Here is a 17,111-nt window from a genome sequence, read left to right as displayed (position 1 = left end):
CGCATAGAGCAAGAACGTATTGCAGCACAGCAAGCAGAAGCGCAGCGCATAGAGCTAGAACGTGCTGCAGCAGAGCAAGCTGAAGCGCAGCGCATAGAGCAAGAACGCATTGCAGCAGAGCAAGCAGAAGCGCAGCGCATAGAGCAAGAACGCATTGCAGCGGAGCAAGCAGAAGCCCAGCGTTTAGAGCAAGAACGCATTGCAACAGAGCAAGCAGAAGCGCAGCGCTTAGAACAAGAACGTATTGCAGCAGAGCAAGCCGAAGTGCAGCGCATAGAGCAAGAACGTGTTGCAGCAGAGCAAGCTAAGAAAGAAGAAAAGCCTAAGAAAGAAGGCTTTTTTTCACGTCTTAAAAAAGGATTACTAAAAACCCGCGTTAACATTGGCGCAGGGTTCTCGTCTATTTTTAGTGGTAAAAAAATAGATGATGACCTTTTTGAAGAGCTTGAAACTCAATTATTGACGGCTGATTTAGGCGTAGATACCACCATGAAGTTAATCGATAGATTAACGGACGGTGCAAATAGAAAGCAGCTTAAAGATGGTGATGCTTTATATGAGTTAATGAAGCAAGAAATGGCAGCGATGCTAAAGACTGCTGAACAGCCATTAACAATACCAGCAGAAAAAAAGCCGTTTGTGATTTTAATGGTAGGCGTAAATGGGGTTGGTAAAACAACTACGATTGGTAAGCTAGCTAAGCAATTCCAAAATGAAGGTAAGTCGGTCATGCTTGCTGCGGGTGACACTTTTAGAGCCGCTGCGGTTGAACAACTTCAAGTATGGGGTGAGCGCAATAGTATTCCAGTTATAGCACAGCATACCGGCGCCGATAGTGCATCGGTGGTATTTGATGCTTTTCAGGCCGCAAAAGCGCGTAATGTAGATGTGTTAATTGCTGATACAGCAGGTCGTCTGCAAAATAAAGATAATTTGATGCAAGAGCTTGAGAAAATAGCTCGTGTAATGAAAAAAATAGATCCTGATGCACCGCACGAGGTGATGCTAACTATAGATGCAGGTACAGGGCAAAATGCGATTAGCCAAGTAAACTTGTTTAACCAATGTGTGGGTTTAACGGGTATTACTTTGTCAAAACTTGATGGTACAGCAAAGGGTGGAGTTATTTTTGCTGTAGCTGATAAGTTTAACATTCCAATTCGTTATATTGGTGTTGGTGAAGGTATTGATGATTTGCGTTCGTTTAAAAGCGATGACTTTATTGATGCATTATTTAGCCAAGATGAGGACGACGCTTAATTTACCAAGAAGGGAGCTTGCTCCCTTTTTAATTGCGAGGAATACCAATTGCATTAACACTTTAATGAGGTTGGCATAATAAAAAATGATAAATTTTCAGCAAGTAAGTAAAACCTATCCAGGGGGGCATCGTGCCCTCGAAAAAGTTAATTTTCATATAAAACCTGGCGAATTGGCCTTTTTGACAGGCCATAGTGGTGCGGGTAAAAGTACACTTTTAAAGCTTATCAGCTTAATGGAACGTCCATCTGCTGGTAACGTATCTATTAATGGTGTTGATTTAAATAAAGTTAACTCGCGACAAATCCCTTACGCTCGCCGAGATATTGGTATTATTTTTCAAAACCATCGATTATTAGAGCGATACACTGTATTTGATAATGTTGCGCTACCGCTGATCATCGAAGGTACTCATCGTAATCAAATTGCAAAGCGTGTTCATGGTGCGCTCGATAAAGTGGGTTTAATCGATAAAGTTAAATGTCATCCATCAATGTTGTCGGGTGGTGAGCAACAGCGAGTCGGTATTGCTCGCGCTATTGTAAATTCTCCGCCAATTTTACTTGCCGATGAGCCAACGGGTAACTTAGATCCTGAACTCTCAATGGAAATACTTAAATTATTTGAAGACTTTAATAAGCATGGTACAACCGTACTTATTGCTACCCATGACTTAGGCCTTGTTGCACGCATGAAGTATAGGAGCTTAACGTTAAAGGATGGCAGAATGCTTGAAGATCCATTAGCGCAGGGGGCATTATGAGTTTACTGTTTAAAAGCCGCCAAAACAAAAACGAAAAACAAAAAAAATCAGTTATTTCAAATGGCTACTTTTTTATCGTTAATATTTTTCGCCAAGGGATTCATAGCCTGGGTGAAATGTGGCGTACACCACTGGCATCTATGATGACAATTGCGGTACTTGGATTAAGCTTAACGCTTCCTGCCACACTTTACTTAGTGGTTAAAAATGTGCAGCAAGTAAGTAGTGGCTTTGAAGAGGCTAGTGAAATATCGTTATTTGTAAAACAAACAATGACGAAACAAGAGACAGCAACGCTAGTTAAGCGCCTAGCCTTATATCCTGAAGTAGAGAGTGTAACGTTTATTTCAAAACAGCAAGCACTAAAAGAGTTTCAGGATGTGTCAGGTTTTGGGCAAGCACTAGAATATTTAGATAGCAACCCATTACCCGATGTTGTGCTCGTTACACCTACTAAGCGGCATCGCCAGCCTAATGCCGCCAAGGTACTTATGACCAAGTTAGAAGCTGAACGTGAGGTTGATTTTGGCAAACTTGATATAGCCTGGTTAGAGCGCTTAAATGCATTGCTTAGCTTGCTAAAAGAAAGTGTAATAACCATTACCTTATTATTATTAACGTCTGTAACTCTCATAATAGGTAATACTATTCGCCTATCGATTATGGATAAAAAAGAAGAGATACAAGTAATGAAACTTGTAGGTGCTACAAATACGTTTATACACGCACCATTTTTATGGACTGGTATTTGGTATGGCGTCATTGGTGGGTTATTTGCTTTTATATCAGTTGCATTGATGATGTGGTGGCTTTCTTCAGCCGTAAACAGTGTGGCCGGTGTGTATCAAACTAACTTTTTACTCATTGGTTTAACGCTTAGCGAATTTGGCTTTTTAGTTTTACTTGCTACAAGTTTGGGGTTTGTTGGCTCTTACTTATCTGTAAATCGATACATAAAAGAAATAGAGCCAGACAAAGTGTAATACGCACCTATAAGCTCGCTGTTAATCAAGCGAGCTATATAGGTTATGCTATTGGCGCTTTATTCGCTTCAAAGTAAACTTTGTGAATATACATTTAACTTTATAAGCGTGTTTATCTCTTCCTCATTCGCGCAAGCTAATACAAGTGAACCAACTCAATGCTTAGCGCGTATGTTATTGGGTTGGGTTGTTCAGGCCCTATAAAAACTGTCACATTTATCTACTACCCTCAATATCAAGCATGAATTGTAAATAGAGTGAAAAACTGACGTTAATCACCCGCAATCCCTTAATTCATCGCTTATTCAGTCGCTTATAGTAGACTTCAATAACGCTAAAAAACCGCTTGATTTATACTTTAAAAAAGTTTTAAATTGGGGTTAGCACTCTTCAGGAAAGAGTGCTAAGATGGTTTCAAATGTTTATCACCGAGGTGAAAAATGAGTAAAGATTTATACGCAATGGCACTTACAGTTGGACAACAAAGCGCAAGCATGGATGGCTACCTTCAAGCGGTCAGCACAATCCCTATGCTTAAAGTTGAAGAAGAGCAAGAACTTGCTAAAAAACTTCAGGAAGAAGGCGATCTTAGTGCTGCAAAGCAACTCATTATGTCGCATTTGCGCTTTGTAGCGCATATAGCTAAAAGCTACTCGGGATACGGCTTGCCACAAGCTGACCTTATTCAAGAAGGCAATATAGGCCTGATGAAAGCGGTTAAACGTTTCGACCCAAGCGTGGGTGTTCGTTTAGTATCGTTTGCAGTGCACTGGATTAAAGCCGAAATACACGAATTTGTTTTAAAGAATTGGCGTATAGTTAAAGTAGCTACTACAAAAGCACAGCGTAAATTATTTTTTAATCTTCGTAAAAACAAAAAGCGTTTAGGCTGGTTTAACCAAGCAGAGGTTAGCACTGTTGCTAGTGAGCTGGGTGTAAGCGAAAAAGAAGTGCGTGAAATGGAATCTCGTATGAGCGGTCAAGATATGGGCTTTGACTTAACGGGTGATGATAACGATGACGCCCCAACAAGCACTTATTCGCCGGTACAATATTTAACGGATGGTTCTGCTGATTTAGCTGATGATATTGAACAGCAACAATGGCAAGAACAGTCTCATACTCGTTTGTTTAGTGCACTTAAAACACTAGATGAACGTTCACAAGACATTGTAAGCGCGCGCTGGTTGTCTGATGACAAAGCAACACTACAAGAGCTTGCTGAAAAATACAGTGTATCTGCTGAGCGTGTTCGCCAGCTTGAAAAAACAGCAATGAAAAAGTTACAAAGCGCTATGAGCTGATACGTTCTAAAAGCGTAATTTTTTTAAAAGCCCTGCATTAATATGAAGGGCTTTTTTGTTGAAAATTTATGCGCATTCATGTAGGTTCTAGTGATTATAAAAAAGCTTTAAAAGGATATTTGGCTTTGAATTACTACTTAATGTCGTTAATTATCGCCCTAGGCGTGATTATTAGTATTGGGCATGACCCACACTATTACGAAGTAAACTACATCTTAATCCCCGCTTTTTTGCTCACTATATTTGGTTTTATTTATAGATTAACTGGTAAGAAGATATTTGGCTTTGTAGCAATGCTCGGCTTTATTTTTTTTGTGCCTATTGGCCTGATAGGTATCTACGCAATCAGAAACATGATGGATGATCATGCTAAATTACTATTCAAAAGGACACTGAAAAATGACAACAGAAACCATCGATAAACCTACAGGTATTATTAAAGTTGATAAAGGTAAACTGCAAATACAATTATATGTAGGTATATTAATTTTACCTGGAGCCTTCTTTATACCAATGGCTGCATTTTATGGTGTACTACTCATTACTATGTATTTTGTTAATAGCAATATTGAAGTGGTTAGGTTTTATTCTAAATACTCAGAGGTTAAACAAGGCTTAATTCGTTCACGTTGGTTAATAGCTAATAGCGCGGTTGTAAGTGCAAAAAAGCTAGATGAACACATAATTCTTACATTGATGGAAGATGAAAAGCTAAAAACACGAAAAATAACACTGAAACCAATTAGTGAAGACGGCCAAAAGAGTATTTTGAAATACTATCAGGCACAAGCAAGAAAGAATAAGTACCCTATTTAATTATCGCGCGCTAATCGTTTTCCCTTGAGCTTGCGCTAACTGAATATATTTACGTTGTACTAACTGAGAAACAGGTACTAACTCATAGCCTTGTTGAGTAAGCTCAGGCAGGGCTTTACGTAAAAAAGCAATGGTCTCAGGATAAGGGTGGGCAATAGCAATGGCAAAATTGTGATCTGTTGCTTTTTGTTTAAGTTCATCGAGCCTAAACTGAAGCTGATCTGCTGTTGTTATGTTGTCCAAAAAAACATGGCGACCAATATTTTCAACCCCAAAAAAGTTTGCAGCATTTTGTGCCTGGCTTAAGCCAGTTGTTCGGCTATCTAAAAAGTACAACTCGCGCTTTTTAAGGACTTCCATTGTCCATTTCATGGCTTGGCTTTGCTGAGTTAATGCAGAGCCCATGTGATTATTAACACCTCTAACTTGCGGTAAACTTGCTAGTGCTGTTCCTAGCGTTTGTTGTAGTTGAGCTTTGTCCATATCAAGAGTAAGCGCACCAGGCCCTAGTGCTTTGCCGTTAAGTGCCTGCATAGGCACATGTAAAAGCAGCTCTTTATTTGCTTTGCTAGCACGTGTTGCAAAAACTTGCGAATAGGGTGTATGGGGCAAAATTGAATAGGTCAATTGCCCTGGTAAGGTTAAAAACTCTAAGTCTCTTTGGTGGTAGCCTATATCATCAATAACTATCGCTATTTGTTTAGCATTAGCGCTAAAGCAAGCAATACATACACTGAAAAAAAGCCACATCCGTATTTTTTTGTTAATAGTATTCACGTTTATAATTTTTATTATCTTTTTATGCCCAGTAACGCTTAAACAAAATAGATTACTGCATACTGAGTAATTGTTTTGCTTTAACTAACTGTAAATCAGCTAAGGTGTTAACAAGCTGGTGTTGATTATTTTTTTCTTGCTTATTTTTTATTATAACGGCTTTATTGTTTTGTGGAAGTGTTGTTTGATTAATCGTCACATCGGGCTTTATTCCAACGCCATCTATTGATTCACCAGAAGGTGTAAAATATTTTGCGGTAGTGAGTTTTAAAGCGGTATTACCATCACCTAATGGTATGAGTGATTGCACTGACCCTTTTCCAAAAGATTGGCTTCCGACCACTTTTGCCCTGTTGTTGTCTTTTAAGGCGCCGGCCAAAATTTCGGCCGCAGAGGCTGAATTTTCATTAATAAGTACAACAATTGGTGCGCCTTTGAGTATGTCGCCCCTTTTAGCATAAAAGGCTTGGTTAGCGTCAAAGTATCTGCCTTTCGTTGTTACTATAGTTCCGCTTTCTAAGAATAAATCAGAGACGGCAATCGCACTTTTAAGGGTGCCTCCGGGGTTGTCACGTAAATCAATTACAAGCCCTAATAATGGATAATCATAATTATTTTGCATCGCTGCAATTTGCAATGCAACTTCGTGTAGTGTGTGATTAGAAAAACTATTAATAGCTAAATAGCCAATGCCGGACTCTAAAACTTTACTGGTTACACTCTCTAATTGTATTTGCGTACGAGCTACGTTAAATGACAAAACTTCTGGGCTTTCATTTCGCTTAACGGTGAGATTAATTGTTGTAAATTTATTTTCTTTTATTAAAGTTGCGACTTCGCTAACGCTGAGCAAATTGACCGTTTTTTGATTAACACTAACAATAATATCGCCAGCTAAAATACCTGCTTCTTTCGCTGGTGAGTTATTTACCACGTTAACTATTTTTATATCAGTATCGACTTTTTTTACTTCAATACCTAAGCCCGTATATTGGCCATTGGTATTATCAAATAAGGCATCGAGCTCGTGTTCGTTAAGGTATTTAGAGTAGGGGTCTAGCTTTGAGTATAAGCGCTCAAACTGTTTGTTGTTGTATTGCACATAATGGCTGTTTTGTAGCTCTAAATCGTCAACATAATAGGCGTGTATGTTAAATAAAATTTCATCTATTTGTTGGCTTTTAAGGTTTTTTACTGAGCTGGCAAATGCATTGTTAAGTACTAAAGTAAAGGTGAATAAAAGCAGGCTGAAAACATAGCCTGCTTTTTTAAATGCGGGTATTACATTGTTGTTTTTCATCAGCGACTCCTCAGCGGAGCAGCGGTTTATTCAATTAAATACGTCTGCACCATTTTACGGGATTTACTGCGCGTCCTTTGTGTCGTATTTCAAAGTATAGACCAGAACTTGCCTGTCCGCCGCTTTGGCCAACCAACGCTAAAGTTTCGCCTTGGCGTACCATATCACCTACGTCTCTCAGTAGTGTTTGTGCATGGCCGTATAGGCTCATAAATCCTTCACCATGATCGACTACAATTACCCAGCCATAACCTTTTAACCAATCTGCAAATACAACTTGGCCATTGTGCACGCTATTAACATTTTCGCCTTCTTTAGCGCCAATTAGCACGCCTTTCCAATCAATGCCGCCATGTTTTCGTTGGCCAAATTTGTGTTTTAACTTACCTTTACTAGGCCAGTTTAATTTGCCTTTATTTTTATTAAGGCCAAGTAATTCTATTTTTTTTGTTTTTTCTTTTTCTAATTCTTCAATTGTATTAACAAGGGTTTGTTGGTTTTCTTTTAAGTAATCGATAGAGCTTTTAGTACTCGTAAGCTGAGCTTGAAGATTCCTAAGGTTAGCTTGGCGTTCACTTTGTGCATTTATTAAGGCGGTTTGACGCCTTTTTTGCTCGTCGTATAAAGCTAAAAGCTTTTCTTTTGTTTTATTTAGTGCAACTTGGTTTGACGCGATTTGTTGTTTAAGTTCTTTTAATTCTTCAATTTGTTCAATTCGTGCTTTGTTTAGGTAATTATAATAGCTCAGTGTTCGCTCAAATTGCGCTGTGTTTTCTTGATTCAGCAACATTTTAGAGTAGTCATCACCACCTGCCATGTAAGCGCTTTTAAGTTGCGCTCCTAGAATACGTTGAAATTCGATGTGTTTTTTATCGAGTTCATCAGCTTTTTTTTGTTGTTGATTTTGCTGTTGTTGAGTTTCTTTAACAGACTGTTCAGCCATATTAAGTGCTTTAGCGTTTTTAGCTATTTCAAGCTCATGGCTTTTAAGATTTTTTTGAAGTTGAGATATTTTTTTTCGTTGTTGATTATACTCAGATTGGCTTTGTTCAAGTGCTTGTTTCACCTGTGAGAGATCTTTTTTAGTGCGATCTTCATTGGCAGCTGCTGATGCAGCCACCAATGAGGCGAGTATTAAGCCGCACTTAAAGTATCGGTTAACACGTTTAATCATGGGTTATTTCAACGTCATGATGGGTGTGCCAGTCATTTCACTTGGCTGCTCCATGCCCATTAAGTGCAGCATAGTAGGGGCAACATCGCTTAATGCTTTACCTTCAGATGGTGTCGCATCGCGACCAACATAAATAAAGGGCACCGGTTCACTTGTATGCGCGGTATGTGCTTGGCCCGTTTTAAGATTAGCCATTTGTTCAGCATTACCATGATCGGCTGTGATCAACGCTTCACCGCCAAATTCGTTCAATGCATCAACTACACGGCCAATACAGGTGTCAACGGCTTCACAAGCTTTTACAGCGGCATCAAATACACCTGAGTGGCCAACCATATCGCCATTGGGGTAATTACATATAATGGCGTCGTATTTCCCGCTTTTAATTGCTTCTATGAGCTTATCGGTTAGCATTTCTGAGTTCATTTCAGGTTGCAAGTCGTAGGTAGCCACTTGCGGTGAAGGGATTAATTCACGCGTTTCACCTTCAAATTCGTCCTCACGTCCGCCGCTAAAAAAGAAGGTAACGTGTGCGTATTTTTCTGTTTCAGAAATACGCAATTGTGTTTTCCCTTGTTTTTCAAGCCATTCCCCTAATACGTTAGTAAGAGGAGTTGGGCCAAATGCAACGGGTGCGTCTATATCTGCTGCATATTCTGTCATCATGACAAATGCGCTGAGAGCGGGGGATTTTTTCTTGGTAAAGCCGTCAAACTCAGGCTCAACAAAGGCGCGTGTAATTTCACGTGCTCGGTCTGCCCTAAAGTTTGCAAAAATAACGGTGTCGCCATCATTAATTTGCGCTGCTTCTCTACCTGCTGGTGTAATGGTTGTAGGAGCAACAAACTCGTCGTTTTCGTCGCGCTCATAAGCTGCATTTAATGCGGTTACGCCATCGCTGTAGTTAAACTCTCCAATGCCAGAGGTCATTACGTCATAGGCTTTTTCTACACGATTCCAGCGGTTATCTCTATCCATTGCATAATAACGACCAACCAGTGTTGCTAGCCGACCACATTCAAGTTTTGCAAACAACGCTTCTATACGTTCAATAGATTCTTTGGCACTACGGGGTGGTGTATCACGACCATCCAAAAATGCATGAAAATAGACTTCCTTAGCACCGCGTTTTGCAGCCAGCTCTATGCTTGCAATAATGTGATCTTCATGACTATGAACGCCACCCGGGCTCAATAACCCCATAACATGAACGGCTTTGCCGGCATTAACTGCTTTATCAATGTTTTCAACAAGTGCAGGGGTTGAGTCAAATTCACCGTCATTTATTGCTTTTGTGATTCGAGTAAAGTCTTGGTATACAACACGTCCTGCACCTAAATTAACATGCCCAACTTCAGAATTACCCATTTGTCCATCAGGAAGACCTACATCAAAACCAGATGCTGAAATTAATGTGCGAGGGCGAGATGCCCATAAGTTATCTAACACGGGGGTATTCGCTGCTAGTATTGCATTGCTTTGCTCGTCTTCACGATATCCCCAACCGTCTAAAATCATTAATACCAGTGGTTTTTTATGTTCAGTCATAGTCACTCCTAAAAGTTAGCACCTGTTTTGCTTTAGCATACCGTGTTTTGTTACTTGAATCAGCATACAAAACAGCATATTAATTTTTTTCACTTAATTGAATATCGTATTGATGCTGATGTGCGGTTAATAACCTTTATATGGGGTGTTTTTCCTCCTTTTAAACTCTGTGTAAACTCGCATTTTAAGTTGGTTTGGGTATACTTGCGTGGCTAAAGTCTAAAATGTCTAAAACATTGCGTTTTAGGATGTAATTTATAGTGGAAGTCGAATGGATCAATATATTGAATTTATAAGCAATCACCCTATTTTAAGCCTTGCTTGGGTTGGTATTGTTTTTCTTATTGTCAGTGGTTGGATAAAAAGTAAATTTTCAGCTATTCGTCAAATAAACCCTCAGCAACTAACGCTACTTATTAACCGTGAAGATGGTCAAGTAGTGGATATGCGAGCACAAAAAGAGTTTACGTCTGGCCGTATTTCGGGTGCTGAACACTTAAGCCCTGAAAATGCAAAAAAATCTGACTTTTCAGGCCTTGAAAAGTACAAGACTAAACCCATTATATTGGTATGTACTACAGGTATGACAGCCCAAGGCACGGCCACAGCAATGCATAAAGCTGGTTTTGAACAGGTTTATGTATTAGCGGGCGGAATGGGTGCATGGCAATCTGCTAGCTTACCAACGATAACAGGTCGCTAATCTCGTTTAGCTAAACCGATAGAGGATTTATTATGAGTAACGTTGTTTTATACACCAAGGCATATTGTCCATTTTGTCAGCGCGCTATGGCGCTTTTAAAAAGCAAAGGCGTTGAATTCACTAATTTTGATATTGGTGTACAACCTGAACTTCGCGATGAAATGATTACTAAAGCCGGTGGCGCAAGCACTGTACCGCAAATTTTTATTAATGATGAACATATCGGTGGCTGTGACGACATGATGGCTATTGAGGCTCAAGGTAAACTTGACGCTAAGCTTAACGCTTAATTTAATTATAATAACGAACAAGTTAGGAATAACAATGAACGAAGAAACTCAAAACGCAGCAGCGGCACAAGACGCAGGCGCACAATTTACTATTCAACGTATTTACACTAAAGATGTGTCGTTTGAAACGCCAAACTCTCCGGCAATTTTTCAAAAAGAATGGACGCCAGAAGTTAAGCTAGACCTAGATACTCGCTCTAACAAGTTAGACCAAGGTGTATTTGAAGTTGTTTTAGCATTAACTGTGACAGCATCAATTGGCGAAGAAACTGCGTTTTTATGTGAAATTCAACAAGCGGGTATTTTTACTATTGCTGAGGTTGAAGAAGTACAACTTGCTCATATGCTAGGTGCATTTTGTCCAAACGTATTGTTCCCATATGCACGTGAAGCGGTATCTAACCTAGTTAACCGTGGCACTTTCCCACAGTTAAACCTTGCGCCAGTAAACTTTGACGCATTGTTTGCACAGTATATGCAACAACGTACTGCGCAAGCTGACCAGGTTACAGCAGACGCATAACTTATGAGTACAGCAACTTCAGCTGTTACTGTATTGGGGGCGGGGTCTTATGGCACCGCCCTTGCTATTTGTTTAGCCCGAAATGGTCATAAAGTGACGCTTTGGGGACGCAATAGCGACGACGTTGCTACGCTTGCAGCTGAGCGGAAAAATCAACGTTACTTACCAGATGCACCCTTCCCAGACACTCTAGTACTAGAAGCCGATTTACAACGTGCCGTTGCATGTAGCGCTATTGTGCTTGTTGTTGTGCCAAGCCATGCATTTGGCGACACACTTGCGCAAATAAAACCTGCATTGCAAATCGATGCTAAAGTCGCGTGGGCGACTAAAGGCCTTGAGCCAAATACAGGGCGTTTATTACAAGAAGTTGCACAGCAAGAGCTGGGTGATGAAATCGCACTTGCGGTGCTTTCGGGTCCTACATTTGCGAAAGAAATGGCAATGGGTTCACCAACAGCTATTTCTGTTTCGTCTACCTCACCTGAGTTTGCACAACAATTGGCTGATTTACTGCATTGTGGTCGTTCATTTCGAGTGTATAACAATGACGATTTTATTGGCATACAGCTTGGTGGTGCGGTTAAAAACGTAATTGCTATTGGCGCGGGTATTTCAGATGGTGTAGGTTTTGGAGCCAATGCTCGCACAGCCTTGATCACACGAGGTCTTGCTGAACTGACTCGGTTAGGTTGCGCTCTAGGCGCAAAGCCAGAAACCTTTATGGGAATGGCAGGCCTTGGCGATTTAATTTTAACCTGTACCGATAACCAATCACGCAATCGTCGTTTTGGTTTAGCACTGGGTAAAGGTGAAAGTGTTGAAGCTGCAATTGAGTCGATAGGCCAAGTAGTAGAGGGCTTTAGAAACACCAAAGAAGTGTATTTACTTGCCCAGCGTGCAGGCGTTGAAATGCCTATCACTGAACAGATTTACAAAGTACTTTATGAAAATAAAGATATGAAAGCGGCTGCCATGGCATTGTTAGGCAGAGAGCAACGATCAGAATAGCATTCACTACTGTGATAAAAGCTAAAAAAACCGACATCATGTCGGTTTTTTTGTCAGCTTTAATAATACGCGTATTACTGCGCGTTCGGAAAGCCCAGCTGTCGCCATGATTCGTAAACAAATACAGCGACTGCGTTTGATAGGTTCATGCTTCGGCTATTTGGTTGCATTGGGATACGCACGCGCTGCTCGTTTGGTAGAGCTTGAATCATCTCATCGGGTAGCCCGCGTGTTTCTGGACCAAATACTAGACAGTCGCCGGGTTCGTAACATGCTTCATGATGAAATTGGCTGCCTTTGGTTGTACATGCATACACTTTTTTCGGTTTACATTTTTCAAGATACGCTTCAAATGACGCATGACGCTGAACATGGCTGAATTCATGGTAATCAAGGCCTGCACGCTTTACACGTTTGTCGTCCCACTCAAACCCTAAAGGCTCAATTAAGTGCAGCGAAAAGCCGGTATTTGCACAAAGGCGGATAATATTCCCTGTGTTTGGTGGAATTTCAGGTTGGTATAAAACAATATCCAGCATAATTAGCCTTTTAATAATGGTATTTGACGAAAGCAGTATACACGAAACCCTTAAAAAAAATGATATACTCAAAGTATTGAATACTCTTTTTAGCGGATGAAATTGTGCATAACCGCAGTTACGAATTTTGGGTTAAAGCTTCTAGTATTATTACTATGGTAATGGTGAGTTTAATGATTGCGGCAAAGGCGTGGGCCTGGCTTGCTTCAGGCTCTGCTTCAATGCTTGGCTCCTTAACAGACTCATTAATGGACATTACCGCTACATTTATGAGTTTTTTAGTTTTAGGTTACGCACTGCGCCCAGCTGATGATGATCATCGGTTTGGTCATGGTAAAGCCGAGGCATTAGCAGGGCTTGGGCAAGCTGCATTTATTGCAGGCTCGGGCTGTTTACTGGCATTTCATGGTGTTGAGCGCTTATTTAACCCTATAGAGCTTACACATTCATTATTAGGTGTATGGGTAAGTGCTTTTGCAATTGCATGTACTCTGGTCATTGTTTTTGTACAAACTAAGGTTATTAAGCATACCGAATCGATTGCTATAAAAGCAGATTCGGTGCATTACAAAGGTGATTTGATTTTAAACGCTGCTGTTTTAATTGCGATTGCTCTATCTTATTACGGAATGATGTATGCCGATCCTATTTTTGCAATAGGGGTAGCAGGTTACTTACTTTATAACAGTTGGGATATTGCAAGAGATAGTGCCGATCATTTAATGGATAAAGAACTCCCAGACGATGAAAAGCAAAGCATTTTTGATATTGCTAAAGAGCACATCGATGTGCATGGCGTACACGGGATCCGTACTCGCCAGGGGGGAAAAGTTAAGTTTATTCAAATGCATTTAGAGCTTGATGACCATTTAAGTCTAATACGAGCCCATACTGTGGCTGATGAGGTTGAAGCGATGATTGGTGCTCGTTTTGAATCTGAGGTTGATATACTAATCCACCTCGACCCGCTTTCTGTTTTAACTAAGCCGTCACCGACTCACAAAACTTATACAGACTCTTAAGCACTGGCTGGCGTACTTCATCACATTCAAAGAATAGTTCGTGCTTGGCATCAGTAAAGCTTTCTAGGGTAATATTTGCGTACTTATTAGCTAGTCTATAGTGCGCTTCATTATCGACAACTACATCGTTTTTTGCGCTTGCAATGTAAAGTGGAATATCAACAGTAAGCTCATCTATTGATGATAAAAAAGTAAAGGTTGAATTTAGCCACCCATAAGTAACCCCGCCAAGTTGTAGTAAAGGCTCCTCATTATATGTTTGCCTAAATAGGCTGTAGCGTAATTCGCAACTTGTTAATACGTTTAAAGGGAACTCTTCTGGGGTGTAGTCGGTTTGTCCAAGGGCATAGCTAAATTGAAAACCAAGACGTACGGCATTACTTGCAATTATTCGGGCTAAAGGCTTTGGAATACCTTTGGTGTGTATATCGAACATTGGGGCTGATAAAAACGCACCGCTAAAACTATGCTCATAGTTTGCCAAATAATCAAATGCAATAGCACCTCCCATTGAGTGGCTCACTAATAGCTTTTTACCTTGCCAAACGGTGTCGACTATTTGGGTGTTAAATAAATTAAGATCGGCACTGTAGTCACCAAAATTATTTACATAGCCCTTATGTTTATTTTTTAAATAGCGGTAAGAGCGACCCTGTCCTTGGTGGTCAACAATAAAAACAGCAAAATTATTAGTATAAAGCTCCCATAACAACTCTTTGTATTTATCGAGCCCTTCGATTCTGCCTGAGCTAATAACTATGGCAACATGAGCTTTATCTGGCTGGGCATGCGCGTAAAATAACTGCCCATTAGGCGTATTTAAATACGCTTTAACTAATGTGTTTTGATAAAAATCATTAATGGCTGATTGGTTACCTTTAAGCTCGCGCTCGCTACTATAAAACATGGTTTACTCTTTGATTATTGGCAGTGTGATATTAGCACACAAGCCGCCCTGATCTTTGTTCGATAAAACTAAGGTGCCATTATGAGCTGTAATTGCATTTTTTGCGATAGCTAAGCCTAAACCGGTTCCACCACTGACTCTATCTCTTGCATCAGACTGCCTAAAAAACGGCTCACATAGCTTATCAAGCTGGTTATTTGGCACGCCTGGGCCATCATCACATATTTCAATATGCACGGCATCACCATGCGATAGCTTTATACTTATTGTGTTATTTGCATATTTAATGGCATTACGAAGTAGGTTTTCAAGCGCGCTGGCAATCAGGGCTTCATCGCAGCTAATGGTTACGCTTGCATCGCCTGTTATTGTTAACTGCTTATCATATTGTTTTGCTTCAAATTTTGCATCGTTTAAAACATGTTCAACAATAACGTTTAGTGATTGCTTTTGCATTGCAAGGGTTTGGCTTTTTGCTTCTAAACGAGACACTTGAAGTACATCAGCAATCATTTGATCGAGTTGATTAGCCTCTTTTTCTATTCGTAATAAATAAGACTGACTTGCTTCATTTGCTTGCATTTGTGCAAGGCCTGTTGCCATTTTTAAGCGAGTAAGTGGCGAACGTAACTCATGGGATATATCAGCAAGCAAGCGTTTTTGTGAGCTTATTAATAGTTCTAGCTGGTTTGCCATACTGTTAAAGTCTCGACCAAGTACCCCTAGCTCATCTTTTCTATTAGTTGAAATAGCAGCACGTGCGCTTAAATCGCCAGAAGATAGTTTTATAGCTGCTTTTTTAAGGCTGTTAATTGGTGCAATTAAGTTACGACTAAACAAAAAGCTCAAAATTAAAGAGGCAATAATTGCAATAGATACTTTGATCCAGCCGGGCATTAGCTTTAAGCGTATAAACAGAGGTGGCTGATTGTTTATGTCTATTTCATATAAATAAAATACTCCTTCGGGGACGGTTAATTGAACTGGCCCAAAGGCTTGATATTGCTCAGTGAAAACAATTTGCGGTGGCATGTTTTTGGTAAAATTAAGAAGGCTTAGGTCTATGTTTATAGGTGTTTCTTTATTAGTAAAAGAAATATCAGATTGCTCAGCGCTTAAATATAAAAGCTTACGTTTAGATAAGCGTGGATGCGAAAGAATACTCTCAAGCGAACGCTTATGCTTATATGCAGAGCGCTCAATACTTCTTGCGGTATAAGCTAGGTTTTTTTCCATCGGGCCATGTAAGGGTTCATTACTTACTAAGTTCAGTACGCTGATATTACTTAAAAAAACAAGCGCAGTAACAGTGCCAATAATGGTTAGCCAAAACCAAACAAATATTTTAAAAAATAAATAATGCCTAGGGTGCTTAAGCCAAGATAAAGCGCCTGATTTATTCACCTTGGATGAAAACATAACCGCTGCCTCGCATTGTTTTAATTCGTTCTGTTTTAATGTGCTCTGCTATTTTTTTTCGGATATTACTTACATGCATATCAATAGAGCGGTCGAACGATGCTAAACGCCTGCCTAGCACTTCTTCACTAATTTGCTCTTTACTAACAACTTGGCTGGCGTTTTTACATAAAAGCGCCAGTATTTCGTACTCTGTGCCAGTAAGCGTGAGAGTATTCTCATCAATAGAGGCTTCTCGTGCTGCAAGGTTAATAGTTACACCATTTACAAGCAGCTTATTAGTTGTGTTGATATTTAAGCTGTTTATATGCTCTATACGACGTGTAATCGCTTTCACGCGGGCAAGTAACTCTCTGTGATTAAATGGTTTGGGTATGTAATCATCCGCACCCAGCTCTAATCCAAAAATACGATCAAAGTCTTCACCTTTAGCTGTAAGCATAATGACTGGGGTGAGTTTGGTTTGCCTAAGTTGTTTTAGAACTTCAAAGCCATCTAGCGTAGGTAGCATGACATCAAGCAATATTAATGCGTAGTCGTTGGCCTGTGCTAACTTTAGGCCTTGTTCGCCGTCGTGTACGCTTTGTATTTCAAACCCTTGGCTTGAAAGGTATTCGCTGAGTAACTCACAAAGACCCGTATCGTCGTCAATCATTAATAGTTTCATTTACAAACCCTTAGGCAATATTTCATTTCTTTATTTTACGCCCTTAATTGCTCAAAAGTGAATCTTTACACAACCTTTACACTGCTTTGCGTTACTTTGCGTTGA

At 40.0% G+C, this 17,111-nt stretch carries 19 protein-coding genes; 11 read left to right on the top strand and 8 right to left on the bottom strand.

The window, feature by feature from the left end; translation table 11 throughout:
* The 6 genes from ftsY to R0J88_RS17650 all read left to right on the top strand — a co-directional run.
* On the top strand, positions 1 to 1,260 hold a 1,260-nt coding region (ftsY, locus tag R0J88_RS17675; protein ID WP_410900572.1), incomplete at its 5' end, for a signal recognition particle-docking protein FtsY.
* Positions 1,261 to 1,345: 85 nt separating this feature from the next.
* Entirely contained in the window at positions 1,346 to 2,023 is a 678-nt protein-coding gene (gene ftsE / locus R0J88_RS17670; RefSeq protein WP_410900571.1) for a cell division ATP-binding protein FtsE, read from the top strand.
* A complete protein-coding gene (gene ftsX, locus R0J88_RS17665) occupies positions 2,020 to 3,006 on the top strand; it encodes a permease-like cell division protein FtsX (protein ID WP_410900570.1) in 987 nt (328 codons plus the stop codon). The genes ftsE and ftsX overlap by 4 nt, the downstream gene beginning before the upstream one ends.
* Before the next feature lie 440 nt (positions 3,007 to 3,446).
* On the top strand, positions 3,447 to 4,310 hold the full coding sequence (gene rpoH, locus R0J88_RS17660; protein WP_008128777.1) for an RNA polymerase sigma factor RpoH: 864 nt from the start codon (positions 3,447 to 3,449) through the stop codon (positions 4,308 to 4,310).
* A 68-nt stretch (positions 4,311 to 4,378) separates the two neighbouring features.
* Entirely contained in the window at positions 4,379 to 4,732 is a 354-nt protein-coding gene (locus R0J88_RS17655; RefSeq protein WP_410900569.1) for a hypothetical protein, read from the top strand.
* Positions 4,710 to 5,126, top strand: a complete 417-nt coding sequence (locus tag R0J88_RS17650; protein WP_410900568.1) for a hypothetical protein — start codon at positions 4,710 to 4,712, stop codon at positions 5,124 to 5,126. The genes R0J88_RS17655 and R0J88_RS17650 overlap by 23 nt, the downstream gene beginning before the upstream one ends.
* On the opposite strand, the gene R0J88_RS17645 is transcribed toward R0J88_RS17650, so the two are convergent.
* From R0J88_RS17645 to gpmM, 4 genes are all read right to left on the bottom strand, one after another.
* Complete coding sequence (locus R0J88_RS17645; RefSeq protein WP_010556638.1) at positions 5,127 to 5,876, bottom strand: divergent polysaccharide deacetylase family protein; 750 nt, start codon at positions 5,874 to 5,876, stop codon at positions 5,127 to 5,129. It abuts the gene before it with no gap.
* Between the two features lie 79 nt (positions 5,877 to 5,955).
* The gene (locus R0J88_RS17640; RefSeq protein ID WP_410900567.1) at positions 5,956 to 7,203 is read right to left on the bottom strand and encodes a S41 family peptidase; all 1,248 of its coding nucleotides are present in this window, start codon (positions 7,201 to 7,203) and stop codon (positions 5,956 to 5,958) included.
* Between the two features lie 34 nt (positions 7,204 to 7,237).
* A complete protein-coding gene (locus R0J88_RS17635; protein ID WP_410900566.1) occupies positions 7,238 to 8,377 on the bottom strand; it encodes a murein hydrolase activator EnvC family protein in 1,140 nt (379 codons plus the stop codon).
* 3 nt (positions 8,378 to 8,380) lie between these two features.
* Positions 8,381 to 9,925 (bottom strand): 2,3-bisphosphoglycerate-independent phosphoglycerate mutase, encoded by a 1,545-nt coding sequence (gene gpmM / locus R0J88_RS17630; protein ID WP_410900565.1) that lies wholly within the window; start codon positions 9,923 to 9,925, stop codon positions 8,381 to 8,383.
* Positions 9,926 to 10,196: 271 nt separating this feature from the next.
* Here gpmM and R0J88_RS17625 point away from each other — a divergent pair, with 271 nt between their 5' ends.
* From R0J88_RS17625 to gpsA, 4 genes are read left to right on the top strand one after another with little or no spacing between them, the layout of a single operon-like run.
* A complete protein-coding gene (locus tag R0J88_RS17625; protein ID WP_006794823.1) occupies positions 10,197 to 10,628 on the top strand; it encodes a rhodanese-like domain-containing protein in 432 nt (143 codons plus the stop codon).
* 32 nt (positions 10,629 to 10,660) lie between these two features.
* A complete protein-coding gene (gene grxC, locus R0J88_RS17620; protein ID WP_006794822.1) occupies positions 10,661 to 10,918 on the top strand; it encodes a glutaredoxin 3 in 258 nt (85 codons plus the stop codon).
* A 34-nt stretch (positions 10,919 to 10,952) separates the two neighbouring features.
* Complete coding sequence (gene secB / locus R0J88_RS17615; RefSeq protein ID WP_410900564.1) at positions 10,953 to 11,441, top strand: protein-export chaperone SecB; 489 nt, start codon at positions 10,953 to 10,955, stop codon at positions 11,439 to 11,441.
* A gap of 3 nt (positions 11,442 to 11,444) precedes the next feature.
* On the top strand, positions 11,445 to 12,452 hold the full coding sequence (gene gpsA, locus R0J88_RS17610; protein ID WP_039038003.1) for an NAD(P)H-dependent glycerol-3-phosphate dehydrogenase: 1,008 nt from the start codon (positions 11,445 to 11,447) through the stop codon (positions 12,450 to 12,452).
* A 74-nt stretch (positions 12,453 to 12,526) separates the two neighbouring features.
* Here the strand turns inward: gpsA and trmL are convergent, their stop codons facing one another.
* Positions 12,527 to 12,991, bottom strand: coding sequence for a tRNA (uridine(34)/cytosine(34)/5-carboxymethylaminomethyluridine(34)-2'-O)-methyltransferase TrmL (gene trmL, locus R0J88_RS17605; protein WP_008128796.1), 465 nt, complete (start codon positions 12,989 to 12,991; stop codon positions 12,527 to 12,529).
* 155 nt (positions 12,992 to 13,146) lie between these two features.
* Here trmL and R0J88_RS17600 point away from each other — a divergent pair, with 155 nt between their 5' ends.
* Complete coding sequence (locus R0J88_RS17600; RefSeq protein ID WP_410900573.1) at positions 13,147 to 14,013, top strand: cation diffusion facilitator family transporter; 867 nt, start codon at positions 13,147 to 13,149, stop codon at positions 14,011 to 14,013.
* Here R0J88_RS17600 and R0J88_RS17595 read toward each other — a convergent pair.
* Genes R0J88_RS17595 through R0J88_RS17585 form a run of 3 tightly spaced genes read right to left on the bottom strand, consistent with a single transcriptional unit; the run spans position 13,973 to position 17,006 of the window.
* Positions 13,973 to 14,920 carry an alpha/beta fold hydrolase gene (locus tag R0J88_RS17595; RefSeq protein WP_010556633.1) on the bottom strand — a complete coding sequence of 316 codons (948 nt, stop codon included), beginning with the start codon at positions 14,918 to 14,920 and terminating at the stop codon, positions 13,973 to 13,975. The two genes, R0J88_RS17600 and R0J88_RS17595, sit on opposite strands and share 41 nt — an antisense overlap.
* 3 nt (positions 14,921 to 14,923) lie before the next feature.
* On the bottom strand, positions 14,924 to 16,339 hold the full coding sequence (locus tag R0J88_RS17590) for an ATP-binding protein (RefSeq protein WP_410900563.1): 1,416 nt from the start codon (positions 16,337 to 16,339) through the stop codon (positions 14,924 to 14,926).
* Positions 16,317 to 17,006 (bottom strand): response regulator, encoded by a 690-nt coding sequence (locus R0J88_RS17585; RefSeq protein ID WP_203985199.1) that lies wholly within the window; start codon positions 17,004 to 17,006, stop codon positions 16,317 to 16,319. Before R0J88_RS17585 ends, R0J88_RS17590 begins: the two co-directional genes overlap by 23 nt.
* Positions 17,007 to 17,111: the final 105 nt, after the last annotated feature.

This window comes from Pseudoalteromonas sp. SIMBA_162 (assembly GCF_046535955.1).
GTDB lineage: Bacteria > Pseudomonadota > Gammaproteobacteria > Enterobacterales > Alteromonadaceae > Pseudoalteromonas > Pseudoalteromonas marina.
Note: the sequence above shows the minus strand (reverse complement) of the source record. Positions and strands in the feature narration are given on the sequence as shown.

Excerpts from the sequence above, each read along its gene's own strand:
- ftsE (WP_410900571.1), top strand. The coding sequence starts at position 1,346 with ATGATAAATTTTCAGCAAGTAAGTAAAACCTATCCAGGGGGGCATCGT.
- ftsX (WP_410900570.1), top strand. The coding sequence starts at position 2,020 with ATGAGTTTACTGTTTAAAAGCCGCCAAAACAAAAACGAAAAACAAAAA.
- rpoH (WP_008128777.1), top strand. The coding sequence starts at position 3,447 with ATGAGTAAAGATTTATACGCAATGGCACTTACAGTTGGACAACAAAGC.
- R0J88_RS17655 (WP_410900569.1), top strand. The coding sequence starts at position 4,379 with ATGCGCATTCATGTAGGTTCTAGTGATTATAAAAAAGCTTTAAAAGGA.
- R0J88_RS17650 (WP_410900568.1), top strand. The coding sequence starts at position 4,710 with ATGACAACAGAAACCATCGATAAACCTACAGGTATTATTAAAGTTGAT.
- R0J88_RS17645 (WP_010556638.1), bottom strand. The coding sequence starts at position 5,876 with ATGTGGCTTTTTTTCAGTGTATGTATTGCTTGCTTTAGCGCTAATGCT.
- R0J88_RS17640 (WP_410900567.1), bottom strand. The coding sequence starts at position 7,203 with ATGAAAAACAACAATGTAATACCCGCATTTAAAAAAGCAGGCTATGTT.
- R0J88_RS17635 (WP_410900566.1), bottom strand. The coding sequence starts at position 8,377 with ATGATTAAACGTGTTAACCGATACTTTAAGTGCGGCTTAATACTCGCC.
- gpmM (WP_410900565.1), bottom strand. The coding sequence starts at position 9,925 with ATGACTGAACATAAAAAACCACTGGTATTAATGATTTTAGACGGTTGG.
- R0J88_RS17625 (WP_006794823.1), top strand. The coding sequence starts at position 10,197 with ATGGATCAATATATTGAATTTATAAGCAATCACCCTATTTTAAGCCTT.
- grxC (WP_006794822.1), top strand. The coding sequence starts at position 10,661 with ATGAGTAACGTTGTTTTATACACCAAGGCATATTGTCCATTTTGTCAG.
- secB (WP_410900564.1), top strand. The coding sequence starts at position 10,953 with ATGAACGAAGAAACTCAAAACGCAGCAGCGGCACAAGACGCAGGCGCA.
- gpsA (WP_039038003.1), top strand. The coding sequence starts at position 11,445 with ATGAGTACAGCAACTTCAGCTGTTACTGTATTGGGGGCGGGGTCTTAT.
- trmL (WP_008128796.1), bottom strand. The coding sequence starts at position 12,991 with ATGCTGGATATTGTTTTATACCAACCTGAAATTCCACCAAACACAGGG.
- R0J88_RS17600 (WP_410900573.1), top strand. The coding sequence starts at position 13,147 with ATGGTAATGGTGAGTTTAATGATTGCGGCAAAGGCGTGGGCCTGGCTT.
- R0J88_RS17595 (WP_010556633.1), bottom strand. The coding sequence starts at position 14,920 with ATGTTTTATAGTAGCGAGCGCGAGCTTAAAGGTAACCAATCAGCCATT.
- R0J88_RS17590 (WP_410900563.1), bottom strand. The coding sequence starts at position 16,339 with ATGTTTTCATCCAAGGTGAATAAATCAGGCGCTTTATCTTGGCTTAAG.
- R0J88_RS17585 (WP_203985199.1), bottom strand. The coding sequence starts at position 17,006 with ATGAAACTATTAATGATTGACGACGATACGGGTCTTTGTGAGTTACTC.